Annotated in this window: 18 protein-coding genes; 7 read left to right on the top strand and 11 right to left on the bottom strand. The window is 63.0% G+C overall.

Features of this window, described 5'->3' with window-relative positions; all coding sequences use genetic code 11:
• Window positions 1-31 precede the first annotated feature (31 nt).
• Window positions 32-547 (top strand): hypothetical protein, encoded by a 516-nt coding sequence (locus V5738_RS01545; RefSeq protein WP_423822636.1) that lies wholly within the window; start codon window positions 32-34, stop codon window positions 545-547.
• Window positions 547-1,548 carry a signal peptide peptidase SppA gene (gene sppA, locus V5738_RS01540; protein WP_423822635.1) on the top strand — a complete coding sequence of 334 codons (1,002 nt, stop codon included), beginning with the start codon at window positions 547-549 and terminating at the stop codon, window positions 1,546-1,548. The genes V5738_RS01545 and sppA overlap by 1 nt, the downstream gene beginning before the upstream one ends.
• Here sppA and V5738_RS01535 read toward each other — a convergent pair.
• The 7 genes from V5738_RS01535 to V5738_RS01505 all read right to left on the bottom strand — a co-directional run bounded on the left by V5738_RS01535 (window position 1,545) and on the right by V5738_RS01505 (window position 8,168).
• Window positions 1,545-1,832 carry a hypothetical protein gene (locus V5738_RS01535; protein ID WP_423822634.1) on the bottom strand — a complete coding sequence of 96 codons (288 nt, stop codon included), beginning with the start codon at window positions 1,830-1,832 and terminating at the stop codon, window positions 1,545-1,547. The genes sppA and V5738_RS01535 overlap by 4 nt on opposite strands.
• Window positions 1,833-1,920: 88 nt before the next feature.
• Window positions 1,921-2,148, bottom strand: coding sequence for a hypothetical protein (locus V5738_RS01530; protein WP_423822633.1), 228 nt, complete (start codon window positions 2,146-2,148; stop codon window positions 1,921-1,923).
• 75 nt (window positions 2,149-2,223) lie between these two features.
• Window positions 2,224-4,716 (bottom strand): glycerol-3-phosphate 1-O-acyltransferase PlsB, encoded by a 2,493-nt coding sequence (gene plsB / locus V5738_RS01525; protein WP_423822632.1) that lies wholly within the window; start codon window positions 4,714-4,716, stop codon window positions 2,224-2,226.
• Between the two features lie 7 nt (window positions 4,717-4,723).
• Window positions 4,724-5,386, bottom strand: a complete 663-nt coding sequence (locus V5738_RS01520; RefSeq protein ID WP_423822631.1) for a hypothetical protein — start codon at window positions 5,384-5,386, stop codon at window positions 4,724-4,726.
• Window positions 5,387-5,429: 43 nt separating this feature from the next.
• A complete protein-coding gene (locus tag V5738_RS01515; protein ID WP_423822630.1) occupies window positions 5,430-6,221 on the bottom strand; it encodes an MlaA family lipoprotein in 792 nt (263 codons plus the stop codon).
• A 33-nt stretch (window positions 6,222-6,254) separates the two neighbouring features.
• On the bottom strand, window positions 6,255-7,346 hold the full coding sequence (locus V5738_RS01510; protein WP_423822628.1) for an NAD-dependent epimerase/dehydratase family protein: 1,092 nt from the start codon (window positions 7,344-7,346) through the stop codon (window positions 6,255-6,257).
• A gap of 3 nt (window positions 7,347-7,349) precedes the next feature.
• Window positions 7,350-8,168 carry a lysophospholipid acyltransferase family protein gene (locus V5738_RS01505; RefSeq protein ID WP_423822627.1) on the bottom strand — a complete coding sequence of 273 codons (819 nt, stop codon included), beginning with the start codon at window positions 8,166-8,168 and terminating at the stop codon, window positions 7,350-7,352.
• 118 nt (window positions 8,169-8,286) lie between these two features.
• Here V5738_RS01505 and V5738_RS01500 point away from each other — a divergent pair, with 118 nt between their 5' ends.
• The gene (locus tag V5738_RS01500) at window positions 8,287-9,123 is read left to right on the top strand and encodes a ParB/RepB/Spo0J family partition protein (protein WP_423822626.1); all 837 of its coding nucleotides are present in this window, start codon (window positions 8,287-8,289) and stop codon (window positions 9,121-9,123) included.
• A 631-nt stretch (window positions 9,124-9,754) separates the two neighbouring features.
• Here V5738_RS01500 and V5738_RS01495 read toward each other — a convergent pair.
• Together V5738_RS01495 and V5738_RS01490 are read right to left on the bottom strand one after the other, a co-directional pair.
• Window positions 9,755-9,949 carry a hypothetical protein gene (locus V5738_RS01495; protein WP_423822625.1) on the bottom strand — a complete coding sequence of 65 codons (195 nt, stop codon included), beginning with the start codon at window positions 9,947-9,949 and terminating at the stop codon, window positions 9,755-9,757.
• 179 nt (window positions 9,950-10,128) lie between these two features.
• Window positions 10,129-10,824 (bottom strand): hypothetical protein, encoded by a 696-nt coding sequence (locus V5738_RS01490; protein WP_423822624.1) that lies wholly within the window; start codon window positions 10,822-10,824, stop codon window positions 10,129-10,131.
• 56 nt (window positions 10,825-10,880) lie between these two features.
• Between V5738_RS01490 and V5738_RS01485 the strand changes: the two genes are divergently transcribed.
• Both V5738_RS01485 and V5738_RS01480 read left to right on the top strand, forming a co-directional pair.
• Complete coding sequence (locus tag V5738_RS01485) at window positions 10,881-11,153, top strand: acylphosphatase (protein ID WP_423822623.1); 273 nt, start codon at window positions 10,881-10,883, stop codon at window positions 11,151-11,153.
• A 355-nt stretch (window positions 11,154-11,508) separates the two neighbouring features.
• Window positions 11,509-13,128, top strand: a complete 1,620-nt coding sequence (locus V5738_RS01480) for a peptide chain release factor 3 (RefSeq protein ID WP_423822622.1) — start codon at window positions 11,509-11,511, stop codon at window positions 13,126-13,128.
• Between the two features lie 12 nt (window positions 13,129-13,140).
• Here V5738_RS01480 and V5738_RS01475 read toward each other — a convergent pair whose 3' ends face one another.
• Window positions 13,141-14,679, bottom strand: coding sequence for an exopolyphosphatase (locus V5738_RS01475; protein WP_423822621.1), 1,539 nt, complete (start codon window positions 14,677-14,679; stop codon window positions 13,141-13,143).
• 164 nt (window positions 14,680-14,843) lie between these two features.
• On the opposite strand from V5738_RS01475, the gene V5738_RS01470 reads away from it, so the two are divergent.
• Window positions 14,844-15,377, top strand: a complete 534-nt coding sequence (locus tag V5738_RS01470) for a C40 family peptidase (RefSeq protein WP_423822620.1) — start codon at window positions 14,844-14,846, stop codon at window positions 15,375-15,377.
• Between the two features lie 21 nt (window positions 15,378-15,398).
• Entirely contained in the window at window positions 15,399-16,280 is an 882-nt protein-coding gene (locus tag V5738_RS01465; protein ID WP_423822619.1) for an ion transporter, read from the top strand.
• Between the two features lie 667 nt (window positions 16,281-16,947).
• Here the strand turns inward: V5738_RS01465 and V5738_RS01460 are convergent.
• Window positions 16,948-18,147: an acyl-CoA desaturase gene (locus tag V5738_RS01460; protein WP_423822618.1), complete on the bottom strand. Its 1,200-nt coding sequence runs from the start codon at window positions 18,145-18,147 to the stop codon at window positions 16,948-16,950.
• Between the last annotated feature and the right edge of the window lie 128 nt (window positions 18,148-18,275).

Genomic DNA, 18,275 nt, shown 5'->3' with positions numbered 1-18,275 from the left:
TGTATTGCCTCCTCATGCCAAGATATCGCCCATGACTGCAGATCACGATAAGCCGCTGAACCCAGACGCCGTCGATCCCGATGCCCTAGATCCGGCCACCTATCACCGCATCGTTGGCCCAGCGCTGCAGGCAGCGGCCGATACCGCCGCCAAACGCGGCCACAAATACCTATTCGACGACCTGCCCTGCATGCTCGCACTGGTAGAGATGGTCACCCGGCTGGCCGATCTGTATCGCGAGCACTACCCCGAGGCAGCGGCCGAAAAACCGGTCCTGCTCGACAATGCCGCCACCGCTGCCTGCGTCATGGTTTTCCAGGAAGCCGAACTGCCGCCGGATGCGATTGGCCAGATGCTCGCCGCATTAGAGGCCGCCTACCAGCAGGTCCACGACCAGTCGGTCATCGACGGCGGCTCGCGCTATATCGCCATGGGCTGGTCGCATCTGGACGACGACGACCGCGAAGACGCCAAGCATTGTCTGGCTCAGGCCACCGAGCAGATCGCTGCCGCCATCGAAGTCTGGCAAGGCGACGCGGCCCACTGATGCGCCGATCGCGTACGCTCGCGCTCGTAGGTACGGCGCTTTTGTCCTGTCTGGCCCTGGCCGGCTGTATCACCATTAATACACCGCTCGGCGGCGGCAGCGATAACAGCCTCCACGAAACCCGAATCAGCGGCCACGGCGACGCCAAGATCCTGTGGCTGAATATCGATGGCTTCATCTCGGCCTCGCCGTCCAGCCACGCGCTGGGCCTGGTACGCCAGCCGTCGATGCTGACCCGGGTCTCCCGGGTGCTCGACAAGGCCGAGGGCGACGCCCATATCAAGGCCGTGGTGCTGCGCATCGACAGTCCCGGCGGTACGGTCGCGGCCAGCGACGAAATCTACGACCGCATCAAGCGCTTCGAAGTCGATACCGGCACCCCGGTAATCGCCAGCCTGGGCGGCGTTGCAGCCTCCGGCGGCTACTATGTGGCCATGGGCGCGAACCGGGTGATCGCCGAGCCAACCACCATCACCGGCTCGATCGGGGTAATCATCGTCGACGTCAACGCTGCCGGGCTGATGCACAAGCTTGGCCTGGCCGATACCAGCATCACCTCGGGCCCGCACAAGGACATCATGTCGCCGCTGCGCAAGCCCAAAGCCGACGAGCGGGCGATCGTGCAGAACGTGGTCGACGGCTTGTACCACCGTTTCGTGAGCGTGGTGACAAGCAATCGCCCCGCGCTGGATCGCTCGCAGCTGGCGATGATCACCGACGGGCGTATCTTCCCGGCGCCCCAGGCTAAGCGCCTGGGCTTGGTCGACGCCATCGGCCACCAGAACGATGTCCTAGCAGCCGCCCGACAGGCCGCCGGCGTGGATCAAGCCGAGGTCATCCGCTACTACCAGGGCCGACAGGCACCGGATACGCTGGTGGCCGCTGCGGCTTCGGCGGCCCGCCGGCCTGCGGCCGTGGCCGGCTGGCTGGCACAGATGGGCGCCAACAGCTCGTTCAACGGCGCTGAGCCGCTTTATTTGTGGCGCGGCAGCGCGCGTTAACCTGGACCGGGGCCGCAGGCTCGCCTTTTCACCCAGTCACTGCGCCAAAAACGCCGCACGATCAAAGCGGTAGCGATCAGTACCGCAATACCGCTCGCCAACAGGACGATCTCTTTCGCTGGCCCGGGCGGCAGAAACTGGAGCCCGATCAGCCCACTCATTCCAGCGATCATGAGCCCGGGGCCGAGATCCCAGCGGCCGTTCTGTTTATGGCGCTGCCAGGCATTGCCGATGTTCAGCAGCACCCCGGCTGAGGCACAGCCCATAACGGCCCAGTTGATCATCGCTCATCCCCTTCGCCGCAGATTGGCATACCCATACCAATCTGCCAAACATCACGCTGACCAGCCACCCCGGCGCGTCTGAGCGACGCTATTGGCGCGTTCGCCGGCCATAAACCCGCACCAAGCGCCCCAGCAACACTGCCCCTACGAACGTGCAGGCACAACTGGCGAACATCAGGCCCTGTGCGATCATCGAATGCGCCCCAAAGCCCATAGCCTGCCCGCTCATACTCAACGCCATCATCCAGGGGGACACGAACCAGCGGCCTTCCAAGGCCGCCATAATCGCGGCGATACCGACCGCAATCTGGAACATCCGTACTCCGGCCCTAGCTTGTCTGTGCCTACGGCCGTACTGGCGGCTTGGCGCGTTGACCAGCCATGACCGGCATCAGGCCAGCGCCTGCCCTGGTGCGGCGTCCTCCAACTGGGGCATCGACGTCAGATGTGCGATCGACTGGCGAATATCCGAACCGAGCAGGCGCAGGGCATGGTCGGCCAGATGCCGCAGCGCCTCGTCGATATACAGCCGGTTGCCTTCCTGGCGTAGCAGCCCGACTTTCACCAGCGTCTGTAGATGGTTGCGAAACAGACGCGAATCGAAAAATTCCGGACTGTTGCGGCCGGTCAGCAGCGCCATGCGCTCGGCCATGAGTTGGCATTGGCGCTCGAAGCGACCCCGTTCGACCACCCCGGCGTCCAGGTTTCGGGACAACAGCGTCGCGGTCATGGCATAGCGTTCCAGTGACTCGCGCATGATGCGCGCCAAACTCATCAAGACCGCGAAAGTCTGGCTGCCGGCCTCGGGGCGACGCAGTGCGCCCTTGGCCGTTCGGGCGAGCAGCCCGCACTCGATCAGCCCCTCGATCGCTTCGAGCAGGGCCTCGCGGCATTCCTCGACCGGCCAACGTAAAAACAGCTCGGAGGCCAGCAGCGGGTACAGCTCTACGGCATCATCGAGCAGGGCTTTTTCGTTGCGCTGTTCGAAATGCGCAAAAAAGTTGGCGATCAGCGAAGGCAGCGCGAACAAATGCATGACGTTGTTGCGCGTATAGGTCAGAAGCACGGCCTGGCGCGAGTCGACGGTCAAGATATCGCCCCAGGCATGCGGGGCGCGGATCAACCGCATCAACGGCTCGGCCTCGGCCAGCAGGGCCTTGCCGTCGGGCTCGGGCGCACTGGCATCCTTGGAATAGGGACAGCTGCGGGCCAGCCTGGCCAGCAGCTCGAGGCTGTGCACCATCTCATCCTCGGCCACCGATTTCTGCGGCGCCCCGAGCAGGATCAATGATGCCAGCCCGGTCGCGTTCAGCGTTGCCGTCGCGTTGATGCCGCACATGACGTGCTCGGCCAGATCATCGACGAAGTGCTGCAGCCATTTCGGGCGCGCATCGACGGCCAGCTCGCTCATGCGCTCGCGCCAGTCCGGCAGGTGGGCATCGGCGAACGCCTGTAGCTCGATCGGCTCGCCGAACGATACGAATACTCGCCCGTACTTGCGTTTCAGCACCTTGGTCGAGCCGCGCACGAGATCACCCATGCTCTCGCCTTTTTTCACCCGGGTACCGCGCAGCTCGTCGAAATAGCCGTTGACCTCCATCACCCGGTCGTAGCCGATATAGACCGGCACGATCGACACCGGCGCGTTCTGGCTCGTGGTCAGGGCGCTGGCCACGGTCATCTGCAGCATTCCGGTCTTGGGCGCCAGCAGACGGCCGGTACGGCTACGCCCGCCCTCGGGATAGAACTTCATCGGCTGGCCGCGCGCCACCAGGGTTTCGACATAAGCCCGGAACACCGCGCCATAGAGCCGATCGCCCTTGAAGCTACGGCGCAGATAAAAAGCCCCGCAGCGACGCAGCAGCGCACCGACCGGCCAGAAATTCAGATTCACCCCGGCCGCGATCTGCGGCAGTGCCAAACCCTCTTGGTAAAGGATGTAGGACAGCAGCAGATAATCCATATGCGAGCGATGGCTCGGCAGATAGATGACCTCGCGATTGTCGTGGGCGGCCTCGCGCAGGCGCGGCAGATGTTTGACGTCGATGCCGTCGTAGATGCGATGCCACAGCCAGGTCAGCACCCGCAACATGAAACCGATCGCGATATTCGAATAATCGGCCGCGATTTCGTCGGCATATTCTCGGGCCCGGACCCGGGTCGCGGCGACGTTCTTACGCTCGCGTCGGGCGGCCTCGGTGATCTCTTCGATCACCCGCGGGTCGGCCATCAGCGAATCGATGAGCTGGGTGCGCCGAGACACGGCCGGGCCCAGCGTGGCCGCACGCTGGCGCCGGAAATGCACCCGCAGCACACGTACCAGCTTGCGCACCAGCACCCCGGGCGTGGCCGAGGCATCAACCACCTCGCGATAATCCAGCGGCTGGCCGAAATGAACCAACGTATTCCGACCGTTCACGGCCACAATCAGAATCTTGCGTAGTCGGGAGGAACGCTCGGAGTCGGAAAACAAGATCCGGAAGATCGAGGTTTCCTGAACCGGATTGCGCCCCCAGAACACCGAAACGGGCACCAATTGCACGTCGAAACTGTGATCATGCAGGCCGCGGGTCACGAGCCGCTGCAGTTGGGAACGCTGGCGCGAGCGCCCGACCGGCACCGCCATCACCACCGCCCGCTTGACCGTCGGCGGGCGACTGCCGGCCAGATAGGGGCGCGGCATGCCGTAGGCCGCACAGGCGGCTTCCAACGCCAGCCAGTCGGCCAGGCTGGCCACCGGCAACACATAGCAGACCGGCTTGTCCTGATCGAGCGCCAGCTCGCCTAGATCTGACGGCGAGACACGCACCCGTATCCAGGCCCGTAGCGGCCAGCGCAGCAAGGGCATGAATACCAGCAGAAGACGCAGCAGTATACGAGTCATGACCGCCTCAGTCGCTTGCGCTGAAACACCGCACGCAGCGGCGTACGGTCAGGCCGATCCAGCGCGCGGCCCGCGTGAGCGGTGTATCCGGATGGGCGCGTCGCTCGTCGTCCGGCTCGGCCAGGTGCCGGGCATAGCGCAGTCTTAGCTTGGCCAGCGCGCTCTCGTCGGCGGTCACGAACTGCCGGAACAGCCAGTTCCAGGGCCAATTCCAAGTCGATCCGCGGCGTATGCGGGAGACGAAATCGACCAGATACGGCTGATCCTGCTCGTCGACCAGGATGTTGCCGCCGCCGCGCAGATCGCCGTGGGCGATACCCCGGTCGTGCATGGCCTGCACCAGCGCCTCGAGCCGGGCATAGGCGGCGTCGCCGGCCCGGGCCTGCGGCCAGACGGTCGCCGGGCAATGCTCGATCAGTAGGCCGCGGGCATCCACACGCCGATACACACGCGGCACACCGGTCAACCCGTCGAGCGCATTCAGCGCAGTCGCCTCACGCCATAAAAGCAGCGGTGCGATTACCCGGCCGAAGCCGCCGGAGGCCGCCCGGCCGTAATCCTTGAATACGGCCTCGGCATTGCCATAGACGATCAGCGCCACATCCGGTGTGGTACCGCCCCCACGCTTGTAGTAGCGGGTGGCACACGCATGCAATTGCGTGCGCGTCATCGCCGTGAGCGCCTTCAGGTCCGAAGCGTCGGACACGGCTCGACTAGTCGCTGCTGTCCGATTCGGACGCGGCTGCCGGGAAGTCGTCGGCGTCGTCGTCCGAGCGGGTCAGCTCGGGCGGCACATTGCCGTCGTAGACCGCTTTCTGGCGGTTTTCCAAATAATAGCTGCGCACGAAAGCATAGGGGTCGAACTGCTGCTGCAAGGTCTGATCAAAGCCCAACAGGCTGGCCCGCAGGTTGATCCCTTCGAGACCACGTAGCGCATACGGCACCCACGGATAGTCGTCGTCGATCTCATCGAATTCGTCGAGATAATCGATCGGGTTGGCGAACTGATCGACGGCGCTGCCGACCAGATCGCGCCCATCGCTTGGCCCGAGCAGCGGCAGATAGATATAGGGTCCGGCGCCCAGCCCCCAGTAGCCCAGAGTCTGGCCGAAATCCTCATCCGGATTCGGCACGTTGAGCTTGGTGGCGACATCGAACAACCCGCCAACACCGAAGGAGGTGTTGACCATGAACCGCCCCAACGACTGGTTGAACTTGCCCCATTTGAGCTGGAGCAGGCTGTTGGCCATGGTCACCGGCTGGCCAATGTTGTCGAAGAAATTGCTGACGCTGGCCTGGACCCGGGCGGGCACGACCTTGTCATACCCCTTGGCCACCGGCCGCACCGCATATTTATCGGCTTTTTCGTTGACCTTGTAGTTGAACCGATTGACCTTTTCCAAAGGGTCCCAGGGATCGGACGGAGGGCTGTGGGCACAGCCGGTCAAAACAAGCACGGCCAACAGGCCTGCCAGGCTGAAGCTAGATCGCAATGGTTTCAGCATGAGTAATCCTAAGGAACGGACACCCCCGCCGCGCTATTTCAGAGCGCGGTAGTGGGCAAACAGCTCCGATAACGAATATTGCGGCTCAAAATCGTAGGTACGCGCAAACAGGCTGCCATCGATGATCACGGAATACTTAAAGAAGTTGATCAAATAGTCCGGCGGCGCCCAATGTCCGAGTGCACCTACGGCCCGCCGGGCAAGCGACGGGGGAACCGAGGGCAAAAACAGACGGCGGCATCCGGCGAATTGCAGGGCGTCCTGATAAGTCACGTAGTCGTCTGGCGCCACATTATATACGCCGGGGCTGTTTTGCTCGAATGCTGCGACTACCGCCAACGACATATCGGCGACATGAATAAATTGCATAAGTGGGGAAAAGCCGATCAGGCAAGGTGCGATCGGCTGCGCCAGCATGCGGCTGATTTCATTCTTGATGCCCGGTCCGGCGATGTTACAGGGGCGCAGAATGACGATATTGAGCTCTGGGTGCTTGTACAGATGGATGTTGAACAGATTCTCGAGCTCGACGGCATCCACGATCTCGGGCATGAGATTGGCCGCCCGCATTGGATATTCTTCGTCGATCAGGCTCGGGTTGCGGGCATCCGCGCCGTAGACATGAAAAGTCGACAGCGCCAGCACCTTCTCCACTCCGTATTTGCGCGCCAGGCGCAGTAGTCGGGCCGTGCCGACCACATTGGCCGAATAGCGCCGCCCCCGGGTCGACTGGGTGAAGCGGATCCGCCCGAGATGGGCGATACCGACGAAATCATGCTCGCGAAAGACATCCTCGAAGGGGCGCTGGTTGAAATCGACGACATAGTCGACGGTATCCGGATATTCGTGCTGGACACCACGAAACTCCACCCCGATCGGCTGATAACCACGCTCGATCAGATCGGCGATGACGTGCTGGGCCAACGCCCCGGCGGCCCCGGTGACCATGATCTTGCCGCGATGGCCACGCCCTGTACCCACCGATGGGGCCGCGCTGCGGGGCGCACCGACCGGGGCACGACGGGCTGGCATCTTACGCCCGCCACGACGGGCATCTCCCGAACTGCCGGTCGCGGATGCGTTATTCACCGTATTCGAACCGTCGTCCTGGCTACGCTGTGTCATGATCTAGAAGATACTCTTGCGCTGAGCGATACCGATATCGATCAAGTCGCGAATCGCATCCTTGACCTCTTCTACCCGCCACTCGACATCGCGTTCGCTACGCACATCGTTGGCATAGGCCATCGGCTTGCCGAAATTCAGGATCACCCGGGCCGGCAGCGGCACCAGCGGCGACAGCGGGAAATACGGCATCCCCAGCATGCGTGCCAGCGGCCGGATATTGACCAGTGAGGGCATGGTCTCTTCACAGCCGACCACGCCGACCGGCACGATCGGCGTATTGTGTTCCATGGCCAGATGCATGAAGCCATGGCCGAAGCGCTGCAGTTGGTAGCGTAGCCGATACGGCTTGCCGGAACCGCGCACGCCTTCGGGAAAGACTACGATCGCTTCTTCCCGATCAAGCATCTTGGCGCAGTTTTTCGGGTCGCCGATCACCCCGCCTACCGAATTCATCCAGTTGCCCAGAAACGGCACAGACGGAAACCAGCGCTCGATCATCGATCGCGGCAATCGCGCTTCTTCGTTCTTATTCGCCACCGCGAACGAGACCAATACGCCGTCCATCGGCAGCTGGCCACTATGGTTGCCGACGATCAGCAGCCGCCCCGAGCCGGACACGTTCTCCAAGCCGTGGGCCACGACCCGGAAATAGTGCTCATAGAGCCATTGCACGGCCATGAAGGTGATCTTGGCCGTATCCGGATTCAGCCCCCAGGGATCGTAGCCGTGACTGCCGATATTGCCCATCGGCAGCCGGTCAATAAGCGCCTCGACCTCTCGAGATACGGTCCGCGGCTTGAGAAACTGCCGGGTACGCATAGCCCTCCTCCCTAGCAGGCCTGGTATCGACCCGCCTTTGTCGATCTAGGAATCCGACGATTCCTTTACACTTGTTCTGGTCCCGTTTAAACCCTAGCACGCCGAACCGCACTATCCCTTGAGTTCTGTATCCAAGCATTCTGCCGCCGATAACGCCGAGCCCCGCATCGAGCGACTGCCCATCGAGCGCATCGCGCGCGATCCGGATCAGGCGCGTACCCGCTTCGATGAAGCCGCACTCGCGGAACTGGCTGATTCGATCCGGGTTTCGGGCGTCATCCAGCCGGTCGTGGTCACCGGCGACGGCCAACGCGGTTTTCGCCTGTTAGCTGGCGAACGACGCTGGCGGGCCGCCCAGCGCGCCGGTCTGGCCGAGCTGCCGGCCATCGTGCGTAACGATCTGGATGCGGAACAGGCCGGTGTTCTAGGGCTGATCGAGAACCTGCAGCGCGAGTCGCTCGGGGTGATGGACACCGCGCACGGCCTTGCACGGCTAGGCCAAGCCCATGGCCTGACCCACGACGCGATTGCAAACCGGATCGGCAAATCACGGGTCTATGTAACCAATTTCTTAAGGCTGCGCCAGCTGGCGCAGCCGGTTCAGACCCTGCTCGACGAAGGCCGACTGAGCATCGGCCATGGCAAGATTCTGGCTGGGCTGGATACCTCGGCTCAGACCGAACTCGCGGCCAAGGCCGCCGCCGATCGAGTCAGCGTACGCCAGCTTGAAAGCTGGGTCCGCCAACGCAGCGCCGCGCCGGCCGAACCGCCAAGCTCAAGCGGCAAAGCCGATATGGCCGCCATGGAGCAACAGCTCAGCGAAGCCCTCGGCAATCGCGTGCAGCTGTCCTACGACCCGAACCGACGCCGCGGTGAAATGCGCATTGCATTTCACGACCTGGATGAATTCGACGGTCTTTTGGCGCGGCTGGGCATCCAGAGCAACGACTCGTAAACCAGGCTGGACAATCGGCCGGCAGGGCCCCACGCAGCCGGCGCGACGACCAGACATTACGGCCCGTGGTGCCCCGCACAGAGTGAACACGGCTTGAAAACGCTAGGGTGCATCGAGATGTCGCGCGAGTCTGGGCCCAGTGCTTACTCGACACGCCACGATAGGCAACCTGAGGCCGCGTAGCGCACGCTGCACGTCGCCCCTCGGTGCATGACAACACGGGATAGCCCTCGTGTCTGTGCCCTCAGGCGCTTATCTTTTGGGGTTGGGCCGTGGTTCATACGGACGCTATCGACGCCCTGCAGGGTCGCGCGGCTGAGCCGAGATACGCCAAGAGGCACCGCTTCGCGCAGCACAGCACATGATGGGCAAGGCCGCCTCGGACTACACCTCAACACGCCCAAACACCCGCCTGTTGCCCCAGACCGGGCCGTATGTGGCGAACACAAGCCTAGCGCAAATACCACCGTGGCTTACCTGATCCGCCCGGTAGCGTTCACGCCCTGGCCGCGGCTGGCTGCTGAGCCCCATGTTCTACACAGCCGTCAGGCACGCCGGCTGTGCATCGTGACCATGACGGGCCTCGGAGGCGCTGCTGGCCGGGCACGAGCCTCCGCCCCGGTACAGGTCACTAACGCGGCGGACGGCTCTGTTTTGTACTATTGCCCAAGCCGGCTTTTTTGGCTGCGCCCATCAACCCCATGCCCAACAACACCACCACGATAATACCGACCCACATCGGTGCCGCGCCCAGTGCATAGGCTGCATAGCCGAGGGCGGCGGTCACCAGCATCACGCCGATCATATAGATCGAGAAATTGGTCATTATCGGTTTCCCTTTTATCTTCTTTGTATTGGCCAGGATGCCTCGGCCGCCCGATACGCGGCTATCGACAGCCTACGATATTCGGGCCGAGTACCGGCGGTCTCGCTGCCCGGCCCGTCTCGCAACGCACACGATGCAGCGGCATGCTCACCGCATCTCAAACCGGCTATCGGAGTCGGTCACGACGACCGGCGATCGTCATCGGGCGGCCCTGCCGGCTCCACCAGTTCAGCCATACTCAGATTCAGGCTGAAATGCTGTTCGCCGGATTCGGCGCGCGCACGCTCGCCAAGATCGTTCTGGTCGAGCTGCACCATCGCCAACCGTGCCATACCACCACGCAGCCCACCGGCCGGCCCGGCCCAAACACCGACCCGCGGGCCCCCTGGGCCGGCCTGAGGCAGGCGATCGCCGTAGACTGCCCGCAATGGCTCGGGCATCAACGCCCGAGCGCCGGCATCCAGGGGGGCAGTACTGATCTGTACATCGAGCCAACTGCGGTGGCGCTGGGCAGCCAATCGACCCACGGCCGCCTCGGGCAGATGTTCGACCGCGCGCCGCGCCAATGACGCTGCGGCTTCACGCCCGTAGCGCGCCAGAGAGCGCGCCGAGCGTTGTCCATCGTCATGCGGCAAGGCGGTGCGATCACCGGCGATAGACGGCATTCGGAAACAGCTGTCGATATGGCCGCGCAGGCGTACGGTTTCCCCGATACCGCGTGGCCGGCTGGATACGGCGATCGTCGCCGTGACCCAGGCCGGGCCGCCATAGGGATTGGGCAGCTTGAATTGAAGACTGGCATCGCGCGGCCGGCTACGATCAATCGCCGAGCCGATATTCCAGCCAGCCGCACGGCGTTTTAGGGCTTGCCACATGCGCGGACCTTCGAACATGTACAATCTGGCATCCAAGTATACGCCTGCGACGCACCATGTCAGAAACACGCTATTTTCGTGTCAGCGGCCGGGTTCAGGGCGTGGGATTTCGTGCCGCCACCAGCGCGGCCGCGCGCGATCTTTCTTTGGCCGGCTGGGTCCGCAACCGAGCCGATGGTGATGTCGAACTCATCGCTCGCGGCGAGGCCTCGGCCCTGGATCGATTGCGCGATTGGCTACATCACGGCCCCGGCATGGCCCGCGTCACCGAGGTTGAAGAACAAGCCGCAGCCGAGAGCGATCTGCCCTCGCCGTTTACGGTCGCATAACAGCCGGGATCTATGGTGCGTTTGGGGTAGCGTCCCCCAAAAAAAGAGGCCCGGATCGGGAGGGCATCCGATCCGGGCCAGCCATTGGGTGCCGCCAGGGGGCGGGCGACACCTCTGAGCACAGCCGATCGACTCGGGTAGGATTCGGCTATGCAGGGCAGATTCGGTGAAGGGGGAACACCGTTTCTGCTTGGCAACGGTATTGCGCCGTTGCCATTGATTGAAAATATAGTCGCAGATCCAGCATGCGACTAATTAAATTTCTTTTATTGTTGTATAGCGTTGTACTATACAAATATTATTTCGAGTCGACTCAGCGACATACGAACGTTCGGTCGTCCGATCGGAGCGCAAAATGAACCAGCCCGCCACTGCTCAATCCGGTCTAGCTGCGCAGGAAGCCGCGCTTCGCCGTACTTTCGCGATCATCTCGCACCCGGACGCGGGCAAGACTACGCTGACCGAAAAACTGCTGCTGTTCGGCGGCGCGATCCAGCTCGCCGGCACGGTCAAGGGGCGCAAGGCATCGCGGCATGCCACCTCCGACTGGATGGCCATGGAGCAGTCGCGCGGGATCTCGGTGACCACCTCGGTGATGCAGTTCCCCTATAACGATCGCATCGTCAATCTGCTGGATACGCCGGGCCACGAAGACTTTTCCGAAGACACCTACCGCACGCTGACCGCGGTCGACTCGGCGCTGATGGTCATCGACATCGCCCGCGGCGTCGAGCCGCGGACCATCAAGTTGATGGAAGTTTGTCGACTGCGCACGACGCCGATCTTCACCTTCATTAACAAAATGGACCGCGACGGCCGGCCGCCGCTGGAAGTCCTCGACGAAATCGAAAACGTGCTGGGCATTGCCTGTGCACCGATCACCTGGCCGATCGGCATGGGGCGCGCCTTCAAGGGCGTCTATCACCTGCTCGACGACAAGGTCTATCTCTACGAAGGCTCGGATAACGAAGCCGGCGGCAAGACCGTGACTATGGACGGCCTGGAAGATCCACGCCTTAAGGAAATCGCCGGCGACTATTACGACGAGCTGCTCGAAGAGATCGAGCTGGTGCGCGAGGCCGGCGACGGCTTCGATCTGGAGATGTATCTCAATGGCCAGGTCACGCCGGTGTTTTTCGGCTCTGCGGTCAACAACTTCGGTATCCGACCGCTGCTGGATTCGTTCGTCGAATGGGCGCCCGCCCCGCGGCCACGCGAGACCACCTCGCGCGAGGTGCTGCCGAGCGAGGAGCCCCTGTCTGGCTTCGTGTTCAAGATCCAGGCGAACATGGATCCACAGCATCGCGATCGCATCGCTTTTATGCGCATCTGTTCGGGTCACTACCGCAAGGGCATGAAGATGCGCCATCTCACCGCGGGCAAGGACATCCGTATCAACGATGCGCTGACGTTCATGGCCAACCGGCGAGAAGCGGCCGAAACCGCCTGGCCGGGCGACATCATCGGCATCCACAACCACGGCACGATCGCGATCGGCGACTGTTTCTCGGAAGGCGAGGACCTGGCCTTTACCGGCATTCCCAACTTTGCACCGGAACTATTCCAGCGCGTGGTCCTACGCGATCCGCTCAAGGCCAAGGCGCTACACAAAGGGCTGGACCAGCTCTGCGAGGAAGGCGCGACCCAGGTGTTCCGGCCGCTACACAACAACGACGTGATCCTGGGCGCTGTCGGCACCCTGCAGTTCGACGTGGTCGCCGAGCGGCTCAAGACCGAATACAACGTCAACGCCGGCTTCGAGGGCGTCGAGGTCTATACCGCCCGCTGGATTTATGGCGACGATCGCGAGATCGAGCGCTTTCGCAATCGCATGGACACCGGCGTGGCCGAAGATCACTCCGGGGCCCTGGTTTATCTCGCCCCTTCCCGGGTCAAGCTCCAGCTCACCGAGGAACGCTGGCCGGAGATCAGCTTCGCCTCGGTACGCGAGTTCAATACCGGCAGCAAAGGCTAGGCGCACCGGCGCCTAGCCGGTGCCGGTGGCGCAATCGGCCTCGGTAATCAACGCCAGGGTCAGCCCGGCCTTGTCCAGCCGCTCGGCCTCGCGCTCGAGATCGGTCCGGGTCAGCGGCCGGGCCTCGAGCCAATCGCCGTCGATGTACAGCGTCACACCGTTATCGCCATAGTCGAGGCTCGCCGGTGGCCGCGTTCTGGGATCGCGGCCGCGGTGCAAAATCACCGCTAGACGCAGCGCAAGCACGATCCGTCGCGCGCGTGCCTGCCAGGCCGGCGGCAGCACGTCGATCAATTCGGTCCGCAGGCGGCCGCGGTGCAGGCGTACGAAGGTGGCCAACAGTTTCTGATCGGCCTGGGAAAAGCCGCGAATATCGGCATTGCTGAGTAGATATTCGCCGTGTTTGTGGTAGCCGCGGTGGGCCACCGCCAGACCGAGTTCGTGCAACATCGCCGCCCAGCGCAGACCGCGCCGGGCCTCGGCCATTGCGTGATCCGCGATATCGTCCTCGGAATCCAGCCCGGGGTGGCCCGACAACCAGAGCCGGGTCGCAGTATCAGCGACCCGACGGCCGTGTTCGGCATCGATCACGAACCGCCGGGCAGCATCCGCTATGCCGTGCTCGCGCACGTCATGGGCCGCCAGCCGATCCAGCAGATCGTGGATCACGCCTTCGCGCAGGGCCTTGTCGGAGACCCGCATTTCGGCCACGTCTAGGCTATCGAAAACGCCGGTTAAAACCGCCAGCCCGCCGGCGAAAATCGCCTGTCGATCGTCTGACACACCGGGCAGCGACAGCTTGGCGATCGAGCCGGCCTTGCGGGCGGCCCGGCTTAGCCGCGCCAGCGCCTCGGGGGTGATGACCCCGCCCGGCTCATCGGCACCGGCTGCGCGCAGGATCGATTTGATACTGCCCGAGGCCCCGATGGCGATCGACCAGCCGCGCTCGCGATAGCGATAGGCCAACGGCTCGAGCGCCAACCGGGCTTCGGTCACTGCGGCCTTCCAGGCGGTCTTGTTGATCTTGCCATCGGGAAAGAAACGCTGGGTATGCGTGACCGCGCCGAGCGCGACGCTTTCGGCCTCCAGCACCTCCTCGCCGCGACCGATCACCAACTCGGTGGAGCCGCCGCCGATATCCACGACCAGGCGCTGTTCGTCTCGAGCTTCGAAATCCTCGACTACGCCGGCATAAATCAACCGGGCCTCCTCGACCCCGTAGATGATCTCGATCGGATGGCCCAGCGCGGCCTCGCCGCGCGCCAGAAAGTCACCGGCACCGCGGGCCTGGCGCAGGGTATTGGTGCCGACGGCCCGCACCTGGGCCTCGTCGAACTGGCGCAGCCGTTGGCCAAAGCGCGCCAGGCAGTCCAGGGCGCGCGCCTGGGTTGGTTCGTCGAGTTGGCCGTCCTCGCCCAACCCGCCGGCCAGGCGCACCGATTCCTTAATGCGATCAACGACGCGTCGATGCCCGTTCTCGAGCCTAACGACAAGCATATGAAAACTGTTCGAACCGAGATCGACAGCAGCAACGGTAATGGGCCGGGTCATGCCGGAGGGCTTTTCAAGTCGCTGGCCATACGACTATCTTAAGCAGCTTGTGCAGGGGTTGCGAGGGGGCACATGTGAATGAAGCGGTATTCCGAGCCGTTGGCGTGGTCAAAATACGCTTTCAGACAGCGTCACAACGGTCAGTCGATCGTTGGCTGCGAGTTGTGGCGGGCGGCTTGCTGTTGCTGGCCGCCGGGGGCTGTGCCAGCCCAGGCCTGCAGCATCGTCCGGCCCAGGCAGCGAGCACGCCGCCCGCGCCTCGCGAATACACCGCGCCGGCAGCCGAGGAACCGAGCATGCTGAGCGCGGCCGCTGATCGCCTCCAACAGGCCCTGCACCGCTTCTACGAACGCTGGGCCGGCACGCCCTATCGCTATGGCGGCACCAGTCAGAACGGCGTCGACTGTTCGAGCTTCGTACGCCAGACGCTGGACGCCGTCGAATCCTACGAATTGCCGCGCACCACGGTTCAGCAGGCACGAGTCGGTATGTCGATTGCACGTGCCGATCTGGAAACCGGCGATCTCGTATTCTTCAAGACCGGCGCCCTATCCCATCATGTGGGCATCTATCTCGGCCAGGGCCGCTTCATGCATGCCTCCAGCAGCCAGGGCGTAACGATTTCACGCCTGGACAATATCTACTGGCGCGATCATTACTGGCAATCGCGCCGGATTCCTGCCAACTCTCGTCTATAGAGCGACCCCCATGGCCACGTTTTGACTTCAGCCCACGAAGAGGCCTGGCTGCGGACCCAGCTGCGCACCATCATCTTCGGTACCGATACCCCTGCGGGGCGCGGTTTCGATATCGCCCTACTGGTACTGATCGTGGCCAGCGTCATCAATATGATGCTGATCTCGGTGGCGGCGATCGAATCCCGGGTCGGGCCGTATCTGAACGGTTTTGAGTGGTTTCTGACCCTGGCCTTCAGCGCTGAATATGCGGCGCGCATCTATGCTGCTCGTCGTCGCTGGGCCTACATCGTCAGCTTCTATGGCCTGATCGATCTATTGTCGATCTTGCCGCTGTACATCGGGCTGGCGCTGCCCAACGCCCATTATTTCGTGGCCGTCCGGGTGCTACGCGTAATGCGTATCTTCCGGGTATTCAAGCTGGTGCGTTATGCCAACGACGCCAACATCATGACCCGGGCCCTGCGGCATGCCCAGCGCAAGATGCAGATCTTTCTCGGCATGCTGGCGCTGATGGTGACGGTCCTGGGGGCATTGATGTATGTCGTCGAAGGCCCGGAACACGGGTTCACGAGCATTCCAAGAGCGGTCTACTGGGCGATTGTGACCATCACCACCGTAGGCTATGGCGATATCTCGCCGTCCACGCCGCTCGGTCAGACGATCGCCGGGGTCGCGATCATGAGCGGCTATGCCCTGCTGGCCGTGACCGGCGGCATCATCACCGCCGAATTGACCAACGAGATCTCCAACCAGCGCCAGAACACCCAGTGCCCGCACTGCGAGCGCAGCGGGCATGAGATCGATGCCGCCTACTGCAAGTTCTGTGGCGGCGATCTAAGCCACGATCCGGACGAAGAGCCGGCTGACGAATCGCGCCAGAAAGCACGCGACAAGCTCGACTGAATCTCGCGCCATGTCTGCCCAGCGGCTGCTAGGGGCATTGAGTTTCGTGCGGGTCCGCGCCCAGAGCTGCTGGCAGGGCTTTTGGGCTGCAAGCCGAGGCGCCGAGAGTGCGGCTTGCGCTACGTTAGCAAGCGGCAACGCTGGATTGCGGCCCAACAGCCGTTGTTATCGAAGGGCGACGCCCCAAATCGCCTCTAGCCGCGTTACGAGCCTTGATCGGGGCACGACCGCCCCGAACCGGCGGTCACGCCTGGCCAGCCACGACTGGGGCGGCCAAGCGGCGCTCGGACGCGACCTCAACACGCCTAGGGCGTGTCGCCATGAGAGACACCGCCCACCCGCGCCCCTGAGCTGGCAAGACAAGAGCTCGTGAGCGTGGCCCAGCCACATGAGCGAACGATAACGCCGGATGACCGCCTCAGGGGCACGGGCGCTTGCGCGGGATGCCCGTCCACCGCGCCAGGCGGCATTGCAGGCCTCGACCGTGGGCCCGCGACGCTCGGCGGCATGCGCCTGGCCTGACACGATGGGCGGGCGTCATGCGCTGGCATCGCTCATGACGACACGCCCTAAGACGCATGCCATGCATAAAAAAAGCCCGCCGCTATCGCGACGGGCTTCGAGGCTCGGAACAACCCTGTAGGCTGTTCGAATCGACCATCCAGCCTTAGGCCGTGCTGCGATGCTCGGCCTGGACGTCTTCGATCAGACGCTGGGAGACGGAACGACGCAGCATGTCCTGCGCTCGTTCGATTGCCCGATCCAAGCCTTCGTGGCGGATCTTGAACTGCTTGTGGGCCCGGGCCTTGAGTTCTTCGGCGCTCGGGAATTCCGGCAGTTCGACCTCGGCCAGATAGTTCTCGGCTGCGCTCCAGGTATCGCGGGCATGGCTACGCAGATCGTCCATGACGTGGCTGCCTTCCCAGCGCTCACGAATATTGGCGCTGATGCGCTCGGCCGAGAAGCCTTCCGCGATATACACCGCACACTTGTCGATGATCTTCTGGGTCGGCGGTTTCTCGTTAGCGAGAATCGACTTCGGCGGTTGGCGCAGATTCCATACCAGGCCGACTTTCTCGAGTCCGACCAGCATGTAGTAGGTCGGATCGAACTCCCACCAGAAGAAGCCGTTGCGGGCAGTCGCCGGGTAGTAGTGATGGTTGTTATGCCACCCTTCACCCATCGACAGCAGCGCCATCAACCAGTTGTTGCGCGAGTCGTCGCCGGTCAGATAGCGCTGACGGCCGAACATATGGTCCAGCGAGTTGATCGTGAACGTGGCGTGGTAGACCAGGATGGTCGACAACAACCAACCCACCAACAGACCGGTCCAGCCGTCGATCGCGAAACAGAGCAACGCCAGGACAATACCGGGCGCATACTGATGGCGCTCGACCCAGCGAATTTCCGGATACTTGGAGAAATCCTTGATCAGATCCATGTCCGGATTAGAGCGGGCTTCGCGATAGACCCAGCCGACATGCGCATCCCAGAAGCCGTATTGGCGCGGCGAATGCGCATCTTCCGGCTCATCGGTATCGCGATGGTGTTCGCGGTGCTTGGCGGCCCACCACAGCGGACCCTTTTGCAACGCAGTTGCGCCCAACAGCGCCAGTACGAACTGGAAGCCGCGGCTGGTCTTGTAGCCACGATGCGAGAAGTAGCGGTGGTAACCGGCCGTGATGCCGAACACACGCGCTACGTACAAAAACGCGCACATCGCGACCGAGGTCCAGGTGAACCCGGTCCACCAGATCCCGATCAGACCCAGGTGCATCAGGGCCATGGGCATGAAGTTCCACCAATCGAAGTGGTCGTCCATGTGTTGATTTTGCGGAAACCTGAACCGCTTGGTTTTTTCGCTCATTGCTAGGCGAACCTCGTGGGAAACTCTCTTTCTATAGCTGTAGTGCACAAACGTGCACAGCGGCTTTTAGTATGCGGTGGGTGAGAATCGTTTTCAAGAACGGGCTGGGTACTTCCACGGATCACTGC

The sequence above is a fragment of the Salinisphaera sp. SPP-AMP-43 genome, assembly GCF_049568105.1.
In the GTDB taxonomy this organism is placed as follows: domain Bacteria; phylum Pseudomonadota; class Gammaproteobacteria; order Nevskiales; family Salinisphaeraceae; genus Salinisphaera.
This window is presented reverse-complemented; position numbering and strand designations above follow the sequence as displayed.

Bases quoted from the DNA above. Each gene is read 5' to 3' on its own strand.
- V5738_RS01545 (WP_423822636.1), top strand. From the start codon at position 32: ATGACTGCAGATCACGATAAGCCGCTGAACCCAGACGCCGTCGATCCC.
- sppA (WP_423822635.1), top strand. From the start codon at position 547: ATGCGCCGATCGCGTACGCTCGCGCTCGTAGGTACGGCGCTTTTGTCC.
- V5738_RS01535 (WP_423822634.1), bottom strand. From the start codon at position 1,832: ATGATCAACTGGGCCGTTATGGGCTGTGCCTCAGCCGGGGTGCTGCTG.
- V5738_RS01530 (WP_423822633.1), bottom strand. From the start codon at position 2,148: ATGTTCCAGATTGCGGTCGGTATCGCCGCGATTATGGCGGCCTTGGAA.
- plsB (WP_423822632.1), bottom strand. From the start codon at position 4,716: ATGACTCGTATACTGCTGCGTCTTCTGCTGGTATTCATGCCCTTGCTG.
- V5738_RS01520 (WP_423822631.1), bottom strand. From the start codon at position 5,386: ATGACGCGCACGCAATTGCATGCGTGTGCCACCCGCTACTACAAGCGT.
- V5738_RS01515 (WP_423822630.1), bottom strand. From the start codon at position 6,221: ATGCTGAAACCATTGCGATCTAGCTTCAGCCTGGCAGGCCTGTTGGCC.
- V5738_RS01510 (WP_423822628.1), bottom strand. From the start codon at position 7,346: ATGACACAGCGTAGCCAGGACGACGGTTCGAATACGGTGAATAACGCA.
- V5738_RS01505 (WP_423822627.1), bottom strand. From the start codon at position 8,168: ATGCGTACCCGGCAGTTTCTCAAGCCGCGGACCGTATCTCGAGAGGTC.
- V5738_RS01495 (WP_423822625.1), bottom strand. From the start codon at position 9,949: ATGACCAATTTCTCGATCTATATGATCGGCGTGATGCTGGTGACCGCC.
- V5738_RS01490 (WP_423822624.1), bottom strand. From the start codon at position 10,824: ATGTGGCAAGCCCTAAAACGCCGTGCGGCTGGCTGGAATATCGGCTCG.
- V5738_RS01485 (WP_423822623.1), top strand. From the start codon at position 10,881: ATGTCAGAAACACGCTATTTTCGTGTCAGCGGCCGGGTTCAGGGCGTG.
- V5738_RS01480 (WP_423822622.1), top strand. From the start codon at position 11,509: ATGAACCAGCCCGCCACTGCTCAATCCGGTCTAGCTGCGCAGGAAGCC.
- V5738_RS01475 (WP_423822621.1), bottom strand. From the start codon at position 14,679: ATGACCCGGCCCATTACCGTTGCTGCTGTCGATCTCGGTTCGAACAGT.
- V5738_RS01460 (WP_423822618.1), bottom strand. From the start codon at position 18,147: ATGAGCGAAAAAACCAAGCGGTTCAGGTTTCCGCAAAATCAACACATG.